Raw genomic sequence first — 14,165 nt, 5'->3', positions numbered from 1 at the left:
ATATATATTTAAGCTAAAATTATAGTTCTTTGAATATTTGAATAATTGATATAATTTTTGTTAATAAAGAAATAAGTAAATATTGCTTAACCATTCTATCAATTTCATAAATAAAATTGCAATAAAATTAGTATTATACTGAATAAATGTAAAATTTTAGGCATTTTTTTTGAAAATAACTTTAAACATATGTATTTAGATAGCATACATTAGTATCAAAAAATTGTGTTATTATTTCAATTAATTAATCATTTATATAATTCTGTTTATGAAAAATGCTTTACATCCTAAGAAAAATGTTGCCGTATGGGTAGGAATCATTTCAGGAATCATTTCAGGTTTTATCAAATTCGGTTGGGAAGTTCCATTTCCTCCCCGTACTCCTGAAAGAGATATGACCAATCCACCACAACACCTCCTGGAACAACTGGGAATGTCTCATGACCTCTCCCATCTCATGTATTATTTTAATGATAATCCACGACCGATCATGAGCTTTATTATTCATTTTTCCTTCTCAATTATCTGTGCAATAATCTATTGCTTAGTTGCGGAATATTATCCTAAAATTAAATTATGGCAGGGAACTGCCTATGGAATACTTATTTTCATAATGTTCCATATTATTATAATGCCAATACTGGGAACAGTACCTGCCCCGTGGAATCAGCCTTTTGCAGAACATTTCTCTGAATTTTTCGGACATGCGTTCTGGACCTGGATAATTGAAATTACGCGTAGAGATTTACGAAACCGAATTACGAAACAACCGGATTCTGAAATCCCTCTTACCTCTCCTTTCAGGTAAAAATTTTATATTTCAATATACATGTAAAAAGGAGCATATTTTTATGCTCTTTTTTTTGCCTTATTTACCTAAAAAAAAATCAAAACATTTCTATACCTTTGTTTTAAAAATAAGACATAAAGAAATGAAACCCGGAATTCCTAAAGGCACCAGAGATTTTACCGCTAAAGAATTACAAAAGAGAAGATACATAATTACTAAGTTACAATCCAATTTTGAAAAATTTTGCTTTCAACCGTTGGAAACTCCTTCTTTTGAAAATTTAGATACATTAACCGGTAAATATGGAGAAGAAGGAGATCGTTTAATTTTTAAAATATTAAACAGCGGTGATTTTCTAGCTGAAGCGAAAAAAAAGAATCCGGATATGTCTCAATGGAGTTCCAAAAATATAATCGGTTCCATTTCGGAAAAAGCTTTGCGGTATGATCTTACCGTACCTTTTGCGCGTTACGTCGCTATGAATCACGGGCAACTTCCCCTACCTTTCAAACGATATCAAATTCAACCGGTGTGGAGAGCAGATCGACCTCAAAAAGGACGATATCGTGAATTTTATCAATGCGATGCCGATATCGTTGGTTCAGCCAGTTTATGGCATGAAGTAAATCTTACTTTATTATACGATTCGGCTTTTTCGGATTTACATATCCCTATTGAAATTCATGTAAACAACCGAAAGTTATTGGCAGCTATTGCTCAATATGCATCTATCGAAAATCAATTAATCGATTTTACCGTTGCTTTGGATAAATTGGACAAAATTGGTTTAGATAAAGTTTTAGAAGAAATGTCAACTAAAGGTATTGGACAAGATTCTTTACAAAAACTTATTCCGATTATTGAACTTTCAGGAACTTTTGAAGAAAAAATTTCGCAACTAAAAGATATACTCACAGATATTGAAATAGGGCAAGAAGGTATTCAAGAGATGGAATTTATTTACAATCGGGTAAAAGAAATTGGTCTTACCTCTGCGGAATTGGTTTTCAACTTGACCCTAGCGCGAGGTTTGGATTATTATACCGGAACTATTTATGAAGTGAAAGCTAAAAATATCTCCATGGGATCAATTGGCGGAGGTGGACGATATGACAACCTCACCGAAATATTCGGCGTTAAAAACATGCCGGGAGTAGGTATTTCTTTCGGATTAGACCGAATATATTTGGTTATGGAAGAACTTAATCTTTTCCCTGAGGCTACATTACATCAAAAACAAATTCTCTTTTTCAATTTCGGTGAAAATGAATGTCTTCAAGCATTGAAACTAATTAAAGAACTTAGAAGTAAAAACATTGCTTGTGATTTATATCCTGAAAAATCTAAACTTCAAAAACAATTCAGCTACGCAGAAAAAAAGGAAATATCTTTTGTAGCCTTTTATGGAGAAGATGAAATTAATACGAATACAGTAACACTTAAAAATATAAAAACGGGCGATCAGAAAAATTTATCTATTGATGAAATTGAAGAATTTTTATCTTAATTTTAATTAATTTTACCTCAAATGATTTACGAAATTACAGTTATGTAGCTAGTAATTAAACACATAAAAGCTTTTAAAACTGGCATATTTTTTGATTGGTTTTATTTGTTAATTAATTTAATAAAACCAAAATAATAATGAACAAGTTTTTAACCTTAGCATTTCTAGTAATGCTGTCTACTTCTGCCTTTGCTCAATCCGGAAGAAAAGAAATGAATAAAGAATACGGCAGACAATATAAAGAGATAGGCAAAAATCAAAATTTATCCGGATACGAAAAAGCACAAAAAAAACGTGAACTTTCACTTCAACAAAAACAAGATAATTTAAATTACTCTAACTCTCATGATCATGTATACGATCGCCATTCAGAGCTTGCCGACAAAAGTTTAGAAAAAAAAATTCATTCCATTACTAAGAATAAGAAAGCCACTGTGGGAGTGGCCGTAATTTTCGACGGAAAAGATACCTTAACAGTTAATAACGATATGGAGTATCCGGCGATGAGCGTTTTTAAATTTCATCAAGCACTTGCTTTGTTGGACTACATGAACAATAATTTACTTTCTTTGGAATCTAATTTATATCTGAAAAAATCAGACATAAAAAAAGATACTTACAGCCCTTTAGCAAAAGAGTACCCGGAAGGTAATTTTACTATTCCAATTGGCGATTTGTTAAATTATACGGTTTCCAAAAGTGACAACAATGCTTCTGATGCTTTATATTATTATATGAGTGGTACTAAAATGACAGATCTATATTTACGTACACTAGGAAGTAAAAATTTTTCCATTCAAGCAACTGAAGAGGAAATGAACAAAGATTTTAATAACCAATATATAAATTGGACGACTCCGTTAGAAGCTGCCCGTTTATTGGATATTTTTATAAATAAAGATATCTTTTGTAAAAACTATAAAGATTTCTTATTCCAAGCAATGACAGAATCTGAAACAGGTTCGGATAAGTTAAAAGCTCTTTTACCTAAAAAAGTTTTAATTGGACATAAATCCGGCAGTTCTTCCCGAAATTTGGAAGGCTTAAAAGCCGCCGATAATGACATCGGTTTTGTTTATTTACCCAATGGGAAACAATATTCTATTGCAGTATTTATTAAAGATTCCAAAGAAGACGACAAAACCAATGCTCGAATAATTGCCGATATTTCTCAGGTAGTATATAACTTTTATAAAAATAAATAATTTTTCATTTTGAAATGTTACATATATCAAACCGGAATGATTTTAAAAATCATTCCGGTTTTTTAAAACTAACAATAACTAGATATTACGCTATTTCCTTTCTAATTTCATCCAAAAATTCCAATTCGGAACGTGGAATTAATTTTTTAGCTATATCCAATAGATTATATATATCTGTACGCACCTCTTCTTCTAATTTTTCTTCTTTAAAAAACAACGATTTTTGTGAAATATGAATAATGGAGTAAAGCAAAGCTCCCAACTGCACATAATTTTCAAACGCAACTTCCGATCCAAGATCCTCTGTTGCCCGAGAAGATTGTAAATAATGACGCGCTTTATCAAGCCAAAAATCTTTAGTATTTGTCATTCTTATTTGTTATTATACTGTCAAAATTAGCTCATTATTGATATGGTATTTTACAAGTACTTACTTGTATAATACAATTATTGAGATGTATTTCACAAATACATTATTTTTAGCCGTATTTTTAGTATTTTTGTATACATAAATAAATAGTAACACAGAATGAAATTAGATATTGCTCCTCAAAAAACACATCATGGTAGAAATATCAAACGATTGCGCGAAATGTTAGGAATAAAACAAGAGGCGATCGCTATTGAATTGGATATTACCCAACAAGCCGTTTCTGAACTTGAGCAAAAAGAATTTATCGATGATTCTACACTAAAAAAAGTAGCCAAAACTCTTAATGTTCCGATTGATGCTATTAAAAACATGAATGATGAAGCAACTTTTAATTATATCAACACTTTTAATGATAAAGTAGAAAGTTCATTTTTAAATAATCCAATAAATTGTACTTTCAATCCTATTGATAAAATTGTAGAGCTCTATAACGAAAAGGAGGCTTTATATGAGCGCATGCTGAAAGAAAAAGATGAATTATTGGAAAAGTTATTGAATAAATAAAGGATTTCAATTTAGATAATAGTTAAAAGAGGTTTTAATGTTAAAATCTCTTTTTTTATTTAATTTTTAATTTTTGATATTAAAATAATATGATTGTTAATTTATTTAAATAATGAGTTACTATTTTAAATAATTTAAATAAATTCTTTAATTTTTAAATGATTCTTGTTTAATTCCATTTCTCTATCTAAATAAACACGCAAGAGATTATAAATTTTTTCACCTAATATATAGAGAGAAGTAGATGCTTCTTCTGGAAATTCTTGTGTCCCTGAAAAATTTTCTTTTGCAAAAAATATTGCATTCTTAATAAACATAGGATGGATATTTGAATCAAATCCCCCTTTAATTTTTTTATGCAAAAAATTTTTCCATTTATCAATACTTTCAATTGGTTTGGTCTTATAAAAGTGATAATAAAGCCAAACTTCAAAACAAGGATTACTAACAACCATATTAAAATTTTTGTTTTGATTACAATAATTCTTTAAAGATTTTATACTCTTTATTTCCCAAGAATCTTTATCAATTACAAACCAAATTTCATCGAATTTACTATTTTTATCATTTTTAATAATTTCTTCACATTTATATTTGAGTTTTTCAGGCGAAGAATCACAGTCAGGTTTAATTATTTGTATTATTAATTTACGAGATAATTCATTAAAATATGTAAAATAATCGCTCTCTCTCTTATCGCCTTCACAAAATATATTTATAACGGTAGCATCCTTGTAGGGTTCAACTTCTTTTGGTTTGTAACCTATTTTTTGGGGGTTCAACATAAGCAGTTTTATTAAGTAGTTGTTTAAGATCTCCTAAAAATGGTATAGCACCATATCTTCCTTGTAAATATCCAGATTGAATATCTTTAGTTTGATGTTTTGAAAAATAACTTAATGGATAAAATTCGGTAGCTCCTTCATAATTTTTTTCTGCAAACCATATTTCATCTTTTCTAAATAAGCTTAAATCTAATAAATTAGATTCATGAGTAGTAAAAATAAGCTGTCCTTTAATTTTTTTCTCTTCAGTGAATAAGTTTAAAATTTTTTTTATCATTAATGGATGCAAACTTCTTTCAATCTCATCAATAATTATTATACTATCTGTATTTATTTTAGTCAGAAATATAGGTAACATATCAATAAGACGATTGGTACCATCAGATAATTCATCCAATTTAAATATTTTTTTAACTCCTTGCCCGTTTTTTTGAATTGCACTTATTTCATATTTATAGAATTTACTATTCTGAATATCTTTATAATAAAATACATTAAGATTACTACTGTTAAATATTGTTTTAAAAGGACCATTTTTATCTATTACAAATGATTTATATTGGTACTTAGTTAAAACTTGTTCTAAAAAAGCAGGATCTATTTCTGTTTTTTTTAAATTTAAATTTTCAATATCTAAATTCAATAGCTTTATTGTAGACTGAATTAAATGAACATAAGTATTTTTTCCAAATATAAATTTATAAAACATATTAACTTTATCCTCCGGAAAACTATTCGGAAATAAGATAACTAAGTTTTCTTTAAACCAATTTTGAATGTTTAATATAATATTAAAATCTTTATTTTTACCTTTATAATAGTTTCCTATATAATAAACAAAATTTTCATCATCACTAACCATATCATTAATAAAGTCTACAACATCATCATTATAATTTAATATCCTAACCCCTGATTTATCTCGACTAAATATATTAATATATGAATCTTTTTTCTTAACATATAAAGATTCATTAGTGAAAATTTCTCTTAAGAAACTAAACGTATAAAAATAAATATTACGTTTATATATAAACTCAATTGCTACTTCTGAGGATTCTGATTCTAAACTCTCATTATATCTAAAGTGTTGATCATAGTAAAATTTGGGAATTTTACCATTTATTACAACTTCTTTTATAAGTGAAAAAATTTTAATTAAATTGGATTTACCACTGGCATTTGCACCATATATCGCTGAAAATGTAAGTAAATTAAGATTATTTTTTTTTACTTTATGATGTTTTAATTCGGTAATTTTTGAAGAAGTGAGTAAATTAAATTCTGTCTCTTCTTTAAAAGATAATAGATTTTTTATAATTACCCGTACTAACATCTTATTTTATAATTTTTTCACAAAATTACATTATATTATAAGATATACAAGATTTATTTTATTTATTTTATTTATTTAAAATTTAAATAGATGATTAAAAATAAAATAATTGTATAAAATAAAAATCACAAAAAAAAACACTCTCAAATATTGAAAGTGTTTTTTTATCTAATGTTATAACTATTTTAACTGTGAATTGCTCTTTTTTCGGTAGCTTCTAAGGCAGCCTCTTTTATGGCTTCAGCATACGTAGGATGTGCATGGCTCATTCTAGCTATATCTTCAGCAGATGCTCGATATTCTAATAAAGTCACGGCATCCGCAATTAAATCGGCAGCACGAGCGGCTATCATATGAATTCCCAATACTTCATCGGTTGCCTCATCAGCCAATATTTTTACAAATCCGTCCGTATCGCCACTGGCTCGAGCCCTTCCTAAAGCACGAATGGGAAATTGTCCTATTTTGTAACTACGCCCCTCCTCTAATAATTGATCTTCAGTTTTTCCTACTCCTGCAACTTCCGGCCAGGTATATACCACAGCGGGTATAAGATTATAATCTATATGAGGTTTTTGTCCTGCTAACTGTTCGGCAACTAAAACTCCTTCTTCTTCCGCCTTATGTGCCAACATAGGTCCACGAACCACATCTCCTATAGCATATATATTTGGAATATTCGTTTGCAAATGTTCATTTACTTTTATTCTTCCTTGATCATCCAATTCAATACCTGCCTTTTCCAATCCAAGATTTTCAGTATAGGGTTTTCTTCCGACAGCGACTAAACAATAATCACCCTCAAACCTGATTTCCTTACCGTTCTTTTCCACTGCTTGAACAAATATTTTATCTCCCTTACGTTCTATCTTGGTAACTTGAGTGGATAAAGAAAATTTCATTCCTTGTTTTTTTAACACTTTAAGTAATTCCTTAGATAAACCGCCATCCATAGTAGGAATTAATCGGTCTAAAAATTCTATGACGGTCACTTCTGCTCCCAACCTTTTGTATACAGATCCTAGTTCTAATCCGATAACTCCTCCCCCGATAACCAATAAATGCTTAGGAATTTCTTTTAGATTTAATGCCTCTGTTGAAGTGATCAAACGTTCTTTATCTGCGGGAGCAAACGGAAGGTTTGCAGGTTTAGAACCGGTGGCTATAATGAAATATCGAGCTTCCAGGTTTTTTATATTTCCTTTCTCATCTTTAACTTCCAATTGATTGGAAGACTTAAAAGTACCCATACCATGAAAAACCGTAATCTTATTTTTATCCATTAAATAATCGATTCCCTTACTTGTTTGTTCAACGACTTCATTTTTCCGTTGAATCATTCTGCTAAAATCAATCGTTGGCTTAGTAATTTCAATTCCGAAGTCTTTAAATTGGTGTAAAGCTTTATCATAAAGCTCGGAAGCATCTAACAAGGATTTGGAAGGAATACATCCCACATGTAAACAGGTGCCTCCTAAATGGAAATATTTTTCCACCAATGCGGTTTTAAATCCTAATTGTGCACAACGAATGGCTGAGACATACCCCCCGGGCCCCGATCCAATGATTACTATATCGAAATTACTCATGATTTATTTTTCTACTAGGTTGGAATTCAAAGATAAAAAATATACGTTCAATTTATACATCTCACCTAAACAATTTTATAAATTTAAAATTACTTAGCCTATATCTTTACATAATGTATTAAATATAGTTAAACAGTAAAAGGTCTTAATCGAAATTATTTCCATTTCCAATCTAACATTCTTTTATACGGGATCGATTTTAATTCTGCTAAATCAGTAAGAGTTTTAGTAAGTGAGTCTATAGCTTCAATTTGAGATTTAGGAATAATAATATTTCTTCCTCTGTCTAATTTTATAAAAAAATGCGAGGGAATTTCATAGATTAGTTCTATATTGGAAATAGGAATTTTTCCTTCATTTTCACCGTTGGAAAGGATTATATCATCCGTTGAAAAAGTAAGTCCAATGGTTTCTAATTGCGTTTTATTAAAATTTCGATAAACAAAACGTTTATAAAATCTTTTATATATCCAACGAGAATAAATCGGATAAATAAATATAAAACCAATTCCAAATACTCCAAAATAAGCGGCTAATGCATAGTTTTTTAAAAAAACAAAAATTACAGCAAGTACAAAAAAGGCGGAAGTCCATAAAAGTAGCCCTTTTTTCCTTTGTTGTTTTACTATTTCATTCATCGAAGCACTAAAAAGCTGATGAGTAAGATAATCATCTGCTGAAATTTTATAAGTATATGTATAATCTTTCATAATTGTAAATGTATGAAATCCGTCGAATTTATGTTAGTGATTTAATAAGTAAGAATAAGATACGTATAAATAAATATTCCTATCTCCCTATATTATAAAATTAATTTATAATTGTAACTAGTAAAGATAGGAATAAGTGTATATGCTCCGTTAGTAACGGAAGCATATTTTTGTTATATTTTCTTCAAAAGAGATTTTAATTCAACATTCTCTCCTAAAATAGTTCGTAAGGAATCTACTGAAACTCTTTCCTGTTTCATAGTATCTCTGTTTCTTATAGTAACAGTATGATCGGAAAGTGTGTCATGATCTACGGTAATACAGTAAGGAGTACCGATAGCATCTTGTCTTCTATATCGTTTACCAATGGCATCTTTATCTTCATACATTACATTATAATCAAATTTCAAATCATTGAAAATCTTTTCTGCATATTCCGGCAATCCATCTTTTTTAAGTAATGGAAATATAGCAACTTTATTAGGCGCTAAAGCAGGAGGCAAACTTAAAACAACTCTTGATGAGCCATCTTCCAATGTTTCGTCTTTTAAACATTTAGATAAAAGAGCTAAAAACATTCGGTCTAATCCAATAGATGTTTCCACTACATAAGGAACATAACTTTTATTTTGTTCCGGATCGAAATATTGAAGTTTTTTACCGGAATATTTTTCATGTGCCGATAAATCAAAATCAGTTCTGGAATGGATACCTTCCAATTCTTTAAATCCGAATGGAAAATTAAATTCAATATCAGTGGCAGCGTTTGCATAATGGGCTAACTTTTCATGATCATGAAATCTATAGTTATCTTTACCCAATCCTAAAGCTAAATGCCAATTTAAACGTTTTTCTTTCCATTCTTTAAAATGAGACAGTTCTGTGCCCGGAGGAACAAAAAATTGCATTTCCATCTGTTCAAACTCTCTCATCCTAAAAATGAATTGTCTTGCCACAATTTCATTTCTAAACGCTTTACCAATTTGTGCAATTCCAAAAGGTAATTTTTTTCTTCCTGTCTTTTGAACATTTAGGTAATTTACAAAAATTCCTTGTGCCGTTTCAGGTCTTAAATATAAATCGGTAGCAGAATCAGCAGTAGAGCCTAATTTTGTCCCAAACATTAAATTAAACTGACGAACTTCTGTCCAATTTTTAGAACCTGTTTCGGGATCACCAATTTCCAGTTCTTCGATTAAAGCTTTAGTATCTGCTAAATTAGTTTCCAAAGATTTAGCTAATCTTTGTAAGATATCTGCTTTTTGCTTTCTATATTCTAAAACTTTAGGATTAGTAGTCTCAAACTGTTCCAAATCAAAAGCTTCTCCAAATCGTTTTCTTGCCTTTTCAATTTCTTTTTTTGCTTTATCTTCAAACTTCTCCGCAAAATCTTCCACTAAAACATCCGCACGAAATCTCTTTTTACTGTCTTTATTGTCAATTAACGGATCATTAAACGCATCTACATGCCCTGAAGCCTTCCAAATTGTAGGATGCATAAATATAGCAGAATCCAATCCCAAAATATTTTCATTCAACTGCACCATTGCTTTCCACCAATATTGTTTAATATTATTTTTTAATTCAACACCATTTTGACCGTAATCGTAAATGGCTGATAATCCGTCATAAACTTCACTGGAAGGAAAAACAAACCCATATTCCTTGGCATGGGCAACTACCTTTTTTAAAACATCTTCTTGAGATTTCATATATATACTTGGTTAGATATTTATATTCAACGTTCAAATTTACTATAAAAAATGAGATATTACCCTATAACTATTATATACCTCTATCAAGGAAAACAAAATCTTTCTAATAATTCAACCGAATCTTTCGTTGATATTAAAAATAAATTTGCGTTTGCAAATTATCTTCATATATTTGCACTTCGAAAATAAATGAAGAACAAAAAAGAGATGTTATTATGTTAATTATTCCAGTAAAAGATGGAGAGTCTATTGATAAAGCTCTAAAAAAATATAAAAGAAAATACGATAAAACCGGTGTTGTTAAAGAATTAAGAAAAAGACAACAGTTTATTAAGCCTTCTGTTACTAAAAGACAACAGGTAATTAGAGCAGCTTACAAACAAAGATTGCAAAGTCAAGAAGAAGCATAAGAAACTTTTTCTATAAAATATTAGCCTATTTTTCGAAATTATTTTTAATTTTGAAAAGTAGGCTTTTTATATGTTACAAAAATTTCTTGAATACCTTACCTTAGAGAAACATTACTCTTCTCTTACCATACAAAGTTATGAAAGAGATTTGCTGGATCTTCAAAGCTTTCTTTTAGAATCTGAAAGCATTGCTGATGCAGAACATGCTACTGCCAAACAACTAAGGAATTTCATTATTCATCTATCCAATAAAAATCTATCGGAAAATTCCATCAATAGAAAAATTTCTTCTATAAGAAGCTTTTTTAAATTTTTGCTTAAAATTGGTTATTTGGATACAAGTCCAACCCTACACTTAAAAAATCTTAAACAAAAGAAGAAAGTTTTACTTCCTTATACTGAAGATGAAATTTATTCCATCGAAACTTATATAAATTCTTGTGAGGCAGGAAAAGATAATTCGGATTCCTTTGAAACTCTTAGAAACCATCTCATATTTGAGATATTTTATCAAACAGGTATCAGAAGAATGGAACTTCTACAACTTAAAACTTCAACAATCGATTTAAAAAATCAGACGATTAGAGTTACAGGAAAAAGAAATAAAGAAAGATTAATTCCTATAACTCAAAAATTATCAGAGCAAATAAATGCATTTCTAGCCTATAAAATCAATTTTGGTATACCTTATGAATATTTATTTACCAATAAAAACGGTAAAATTTTAAGTGAAAAGTATGTATATAACCTAATTCATAGATATGTTAGCATGGTAACTACTAAGGATAAAAAAAGTCCGCATATGCTTCGTCATACCTTTGCAAGTCATCTCTTACACAACGGAGCCGAAATCAATTCCATAAAAGAATTACTGGGTCACAGTAGTTTAGCAGCTACACAGGTTTATACTCATAATACTATAGAAGATTTAAAAAAAGTATTCAACCGGTCCCATCCTTTTGGGCTTAAAAATAAAAAAGATGAAAATTAACGTACAAGCAGTAAATTTTAATGCACAAGACACCCTATTGGCATTTTTAAATAAAAAAGTTTTAAAATTAGATCAATATTACGACAAAATAATCAATGCTAATATATTCCTAAAATTGGAAAACGTTGGAAATAAAGAAAATAAGACTACGGAAATCGTTTTAGAAGTTCCCGGTGATGAATTAGTAGCTAAAAAAACGTCCCCTACATTTGAAGAAAGTATTGACTTAGCCTGTGAAGCCGCTAAAAAGATGATACTCAAAAGGAAAGAAAAAATGTAGGTAAAAAATCATATTTTTTTTTCATAAAAATTTGGAAATATTAAAAATTTATCTACCTTTGCAATCCGTTAGACGAAGATAATGATCTTAGAAAAATAACGAAATATTTTCTTTGAAATAAAAAATTTAATGCCGGTATAGCTCAGTTGGCCAGAGCACGTGATTTGTAATCTCGGGGTCGTGGGTTCGAATCCCTCTACCGGCTCGTTTTTGAAGGGGAGATACTCAAGCGGCCAACGAGGACAGACTGTAAATCTGTTGGTTTTTACCTTCGGAGGTTCGAATCCTCCTCTCCCCACAAAAAAATTAAAAAAAAATTTTGTAATTCAAAAAAAATTTCTACCTTTGCAACCGAATTACAAAGGTAATCAAAAAATAAGCGGAAGTAGCTCAGTTGGTAGAGCGTCAGCCTTCCAAGCTGAATGTCGCGAGTTCGACCCTCGTCTTCCGCTCAATTTTTTAACAGCCGATGTAGCTCAGGGGTAGAGCGCTTCCTTGGTAAGGACGAGGTCACGGGTTCAATTCCCGTCATTGGCTCTCAATTATCCAAACATACAATCACAAATTTTATTAATAAGCCTAAACTTTCTTAAAGACATATTTACAAAACAGTTGTTTATAAAAAAGTATTTATTTTTTATAAGCTATTGTTATTTAAAAAAAATTGAGTATATTTGCACTCATTTTTGGAAATATAAACAAACATATTTATCATGGCAAAAGAAACTTTTCAGCGTACCAAACCACATCTTAATATAGGTACAATCGGTCACGTAGACCACGGAAAAACGACTTTAACAGCTGCTATTACAAAAGTATTAGCAGAAAAAGGGTTAGCAGAAAAAAGAGATTTCTCTCAAATTGATGCAGCTCCTGAAGAAAAAGAAAGAGGGATCACAATCAATACTGCACACGTAGAATATCAAACAGAAAACCGTCACTATGCACACGTTGACTGTCCGGGGCATGCTGACTATGTAAAAAACATGGTTACCGGTGCTGCTCAAATGGACGGAGCTATTTTAGTAGTTGCTGCAACTGATGGACCTATGCCTCAAACAAGAGAGCACATCTTGTTATGTCGTCAGGTTAACGTACCTAAAATCGTTGTATTCATGAACAAAGTGGATATGGTTGACGATCCTGAATTATTAGACTTAGTTGAAATGGAAGTAAGAGAATTATTATCTTCTTACGATTATGACGGAGATAACACTCCTGTTATCCAAGGTTCTGCTTTAGGTGCACTTAACGGAGATCCAAAATGGGTTGCTACTGTTGATGAATTAATGGCAGCAGTTGATAACTGGATTGATTTACCGGTTCGTGATCAAGATAAACCATTCTTAATGCCAATCGAAGACGTTTTCTCTATTACAGGTCGTGGAACTGTAGCTACAGGACGTATTGAAGCCGGAGTTATTAACTCAGGTGAAGCTGTAGATATCGTTGGTATGGGAGATGAAAAATTAACATCTACTGTAACCGGAGTTGAAATGTTTAGAAAAATATTAGATAGAGGTGAAGCCGGAGATAATGTTGGATTATTATTAAGAGGTATTGAAAAAACTGATATCCGTCGTGGTATGGTTATCGCTAAACCGGGTTCAATCACTCCTCACAAAAAATTCAAAGCAGAGGTTTATATCTTAACTAAAGAAGAAGGTGGACGTCACACTCCATTCCACAATAACTACCGTCCTCAATTCTACGTTAGAACTACTGACGTAACCGGTACAATTACTTTACCGGAAGGAACTGAAATGGTAATGCCTGGTGATAACTTAACTATTACAGTTGAATTACACCAACCAATCGCACTTAACAACGGTTTAAGATTCGCTATCCGTGAAGGTGGTAGAACTGTTGGTGCAGGTCAGGTAACTGAGATTTTAGATTAATTTAAATAA

The 14,165-nt window shown here is 30.5% G+C and carries 14 protein-coding genes and 4 tRNA genes; 12 read left to right on the top strand and 6 right to left on the bottom strand.

Annotated elements, in window-relative coordinates:
- Positions 1-268 precede the first annotated feature (268 nt).
- The 3 genes from G8C41_RS01725 to bla all read left to right on the top strand — a co-directional run bounded on the left by G8C41_RS01725 (position 269) and on the right by bla (position 3,502).
- On the top strand, positions 269-808 hold the full coding sequence (locus G8C41_RS01725) for a YagU family protein (protein WP_166005920.1): 540 nt from the start codon (positions 269-271) through the stop codon (positions 806-808).
- 124 nt (positions 809-932) lie between these two features.
- Complete coding sequence (gene hisS, locus G8C41_RS01720; RefSeq protein ID WP_166007643.1) at positions 933-2,297, top strand: histidine--tRNA ligase; 1,365 nt, start codon at positions 933-935, stop codon at positions 2,295-2,297.
- Between the two features lie 137 nt (positions 2,298-2,434).
- Positions 2,435-3,502 carry a class A beta-lactamase, subclass A2 gene (gene bla / locus G8C41_RS01715; RefSeq protein WP_221411731.1) on the top strand — a complete coding sequence of 356 codons (1,068 nt, stop codon included), beginning with the start codon at positions 2,435-2,437 and terminating at the stop codon, positions 3,500-3,502.
- Positions 3,503-3,587: 85 nt separating this feature from the next.
- On the opposite strand, the gene G8C41_RS01710 is transcribed toward bla, so the two are convergent.
- On the bottom strand, positions 3,588-3,872 hold the full coding sequence (locus G8C41_RS01710; RefSeq protein ID WP_166005919.1) for a hypothetical protein: 285 nt from the start codon (positions 3,870-3,872) through the stop codon (positions 3,588-3,590).
- A 159-nt stretch (positions 3,873-4,031) separates the two neighbouring features.
- On the opposite strand from G8C41_RS01710, the gene G8C41_RS01705 reads away from it, so the two are divergent.
- Entirely contained in the window at positions 4,032-4,439 is a 408-nt protein-coding gene (locus G8C41_RS01705; protein WP_166005918.1) for a helix-turn-helix domain-containing protein, read from the top strand.
- Positions 4,440-4,573: 134 nt separating this feature from the next.
- Here G8C41_RS01705 and G8C41_RS01700 read toward each other — a convergent pair whose 3' ends face one another.
- The 5 genes from G8C41_RS01700 to G8C41_RS01680 form a co-directional block, all read right to left on the bottom strand.
- Positions 4,574-5,224, bottom strand: a complete 651-nt coding sequence (locus tag G8C41_RS01700; protein ID WP_166005917.1) for an RloB family protein — start codon at positions 5,222-5,224, stop codon at positions 4,574-4,576.
- Positions 5,181-6,560, bottom strand: coding sequence for an AAA family ATPase (locus G8C41_RS01695; protein WP_166005916.1), 1,380 nt, complete (start codon positions 6,558-6,560; stop codon positions 5,181-5,183). Before G8C41_RS01695 ends, G8C41_RS01700 begins: the two co-directional genes overlap by 44 nt.
- Positions 6,561-6,745: 185 nt before the next feature.
- The gene (gene lpdA, locus G8C41_RS01690) at positions 6,746-8,149 is read right to left on the bottom strand and encodes a dihydrolipoyl dehydrogenase (protein WP_166005915.1); all 1,404 of its coding nucleotides are present in this window, start codon (positions 8,147-8,149) and stop codon (positions 6,746-6,748) included.
- A gap of 155 nt (positions 8,150-8,304) precedes the next feature.
- The gene (locus G8C41_RS01685; protein ID WP_166005914.1) at positions 8,305-8,859 is read right to left on the bottom strand and encodes a YcxB family protein; all 555 of its coding nucleotides are present in this window, start codon (positions 8,857-8,859) and stop codon (positions 8,305-8,307) included.
- Between the two features lie 173 nt (positions 8,860-9,032).
- Positions 9,033-10,571, bottom strand: coding sequence for a glycine--tRNA ligase (locus G8C41_RS01680; protein WP_166005913.1), 1,539 nt, complete (start codon positions 10,569-10,571; stop codon positions 9,033-9,035).
- A 218-nt stretch (positions 10,572-10,789) separates the two neighbouring features.
- Here G8C41_RS01680 and rpsU point away from each other — a divergent pair, with 218 nt between their 5' ends.
- The 8 genes from rpsU to tuf all read left to right on the top strand — a co-directional run bounded on the left by rpsU (position 10,790) and on the right by tuf (position 14,156).
- Positions 10,790-10,984 (top strand): 30S ribosomal protein S21, encoded by a 195-nt coding sequence (gene rpsU, locus G8C41_RS01675; protein ID WP_055425292.1) that lies wholly within the window; start codon positions 10,790-10,792, stop codon positions 10,982-10,984.
- A gap of 70 nt (positions 10,985-11,054) precedes the next feature.
- On the top strand, positions 11,055-11,975 hold the full coding sequence (locus G8C41_RS01670) for a tyrosine-type recombinase/integrase (RefSeq protein ID WP_166005912.1): 921 nt from the start codon (positions 11,055-11,057) through the stop codon (positions 11,973-11,975).
- Complete coding sequence (hpf, locus tag G8C41_RS01665; RefSeq protein ID WP_105298060.1) at positions 11,965-12,255, top strand: ribosome hibernation-promoting factor, HPF/YfiA family; 291 nt, start codon at positions 11,965-11,967, stop codon at positions 12,253-12,255. Before G8C41_RS01670 ends, hpf begins: the two co-directional genes overlap by 11 nt.
- Before the next feature lie 131 nt (positions 12,256-12,386).
- A tRNA-Thr gene (locus G8C41_RS01660) sits at positions 12,387-12,460 on the top strand.
- Between the two features lie 10 nt (positions 12,461-12,470).
- Positions 12,471-12,553: transfer RNA gene (locus tag G8C41_RS01655), tRNA-Tyr, on the top strand.
- An 81-nt stretch (positions 12,554-12,634) separates the two neighbouring features.
- A tRNA-Gly gene (locus tag G8C41_RS01650) sits at positions 12,635-12,707 on the top strand.
- Positions 12,708-12,720: 13 nt separating this feature from the next.
- Positions 12,721-12,792: transfer RNA gene (locus tag G8C41_RS01645), tRNA-Thr, on the top strand.
- A 176-nt stretch (positions 12,793-12,968) separates the two neighbouring features.
- Positions 12,969-14,156, top strand: a complete 1,188-nt coding sequence (gene tuf / locus G8C41_RS01640) for an elongation factor Tu (RefSeq protein ID WP_105298061.1) — start codon at positions 12,969-12,971, stop codon at positions 14,154-14,156.
- Positions 14,157-14,165: the final 9 nt, after the last annotated feature.

Origin of the sequence: Apibacter sp. B3706 (assembly GCF_011082725.1) — a bacterium.
Lineage (GTDB): Bacteria > Bacteroidota > Bacteroidia > Flavobacteriales > Weeksellaceae > Apibacter.
Note: the sequence above shows the minus strand (reverse complement) of the source record. Positions and strands in the feature narration are given on the sequence as shown.

What these genes read in the sequence shown, in the direction of transcription:
- lpdA (WP_166005915.1), bottom strand. Translation starts at nt 8,149, where the DNA reads ATGAGTAATTTCGATATAGTAATCATTGGATCGGGGCCCGGGGGGTAT.
- tuf (WP_105298061.1), top strand. Translation starts at nt 12,969, where the DNA reads ATGGCAAAAGAAACTTTTCAGCGTACCAAACCACATCTTAATATAGGT.
- G8C41_RS01685 (WP_166005914.1), bottom strand. Translation starts at nt 8,859, where the DNA reads ATGAAAGATTATACATATACTTATAAAATTTCAGCAGATGATTATCTT.
- G8C41_RS01680 (WP_166005913.1), bottom strand. Translation starts at nt 10,571, where the DNA reads ATGAAATCTCAAGAAGATGTTTTAAAAAAGGTAGTTGCCCATGCCAAG.
- G8C41_RS01725 (WP_166005920.1), top strand. Translation starts at nt 269, where the DNA reads ATGAAAAATGCTTTACATCCTAAGAAAAATGTTGCCGTATGGGTAGGA.
- G8C41_RS01705 (WP_166005918.1), top strand. Translation starts at nt 4,032, where the DNA reads ATGAAATTAGATATTGCTCCTCAAAAAACACATCATGGTAGAAATATC.
- bla (WP_221411731.1), top strand. Translation starts at nt 2,435, where the DNA reads ATGAACAAGTTTTTAACCTTAGCATTTCTAGTAATGCTGTCTACTTCT.
- hpf (WP_105298060.1), top strand. Translation starts at nt 11,965, where the DNA reads ATGAAAATTAACGTACAAGCAGTAAATTTTAATGCACAAGACACCCTA.
- hisS (WP_166007643.1), top strand. Translation starts at nt 933, where the DNA reads ATGAAACCCGGAATTCCTAAAGGCACCAGAGATTTTACCGCTAAAGAA.
- G8C41_RS01670 (WP_166005912.1), top strand. Translation starts at nt 11,055, where the DNA reads ATGTTACAAAAATTTCTTGAATACCTTACCTTAGAGAAACATTACTCT.
- G8C41_RS01710 (WP_166005919.1), bottom strand. Translation starts at nt 3,872, where the DNA reads ATGACAAATACTAAAGATTTTTGGCTTGATAAAGCGCGTCATTATTTA.
- rpsU (WP_055425292.1), top strand. Translation starts at nt 10,790, where the DNA reads ATGTTAATTATTCCAGTAAAAGATGGAGAGTCTATTGATAAAGCTCTA.
- G8C41_RS01695 (WP_166005916.1), bottom strand. Translation starts at nt 6,560, where the DNA reads ATGTTAGTACGGGTAATTATAAAAAATCTATTATCTTTTAAAGAAGAG.
- G8C41_RS01700 (WP_166005917.1), bottom strand. Translation starts at nt 5,224, where the DNA reads ATGTTGAACCCCCAAAAAATAGGTTACAAACCAAAAGAAGTTGAACCC.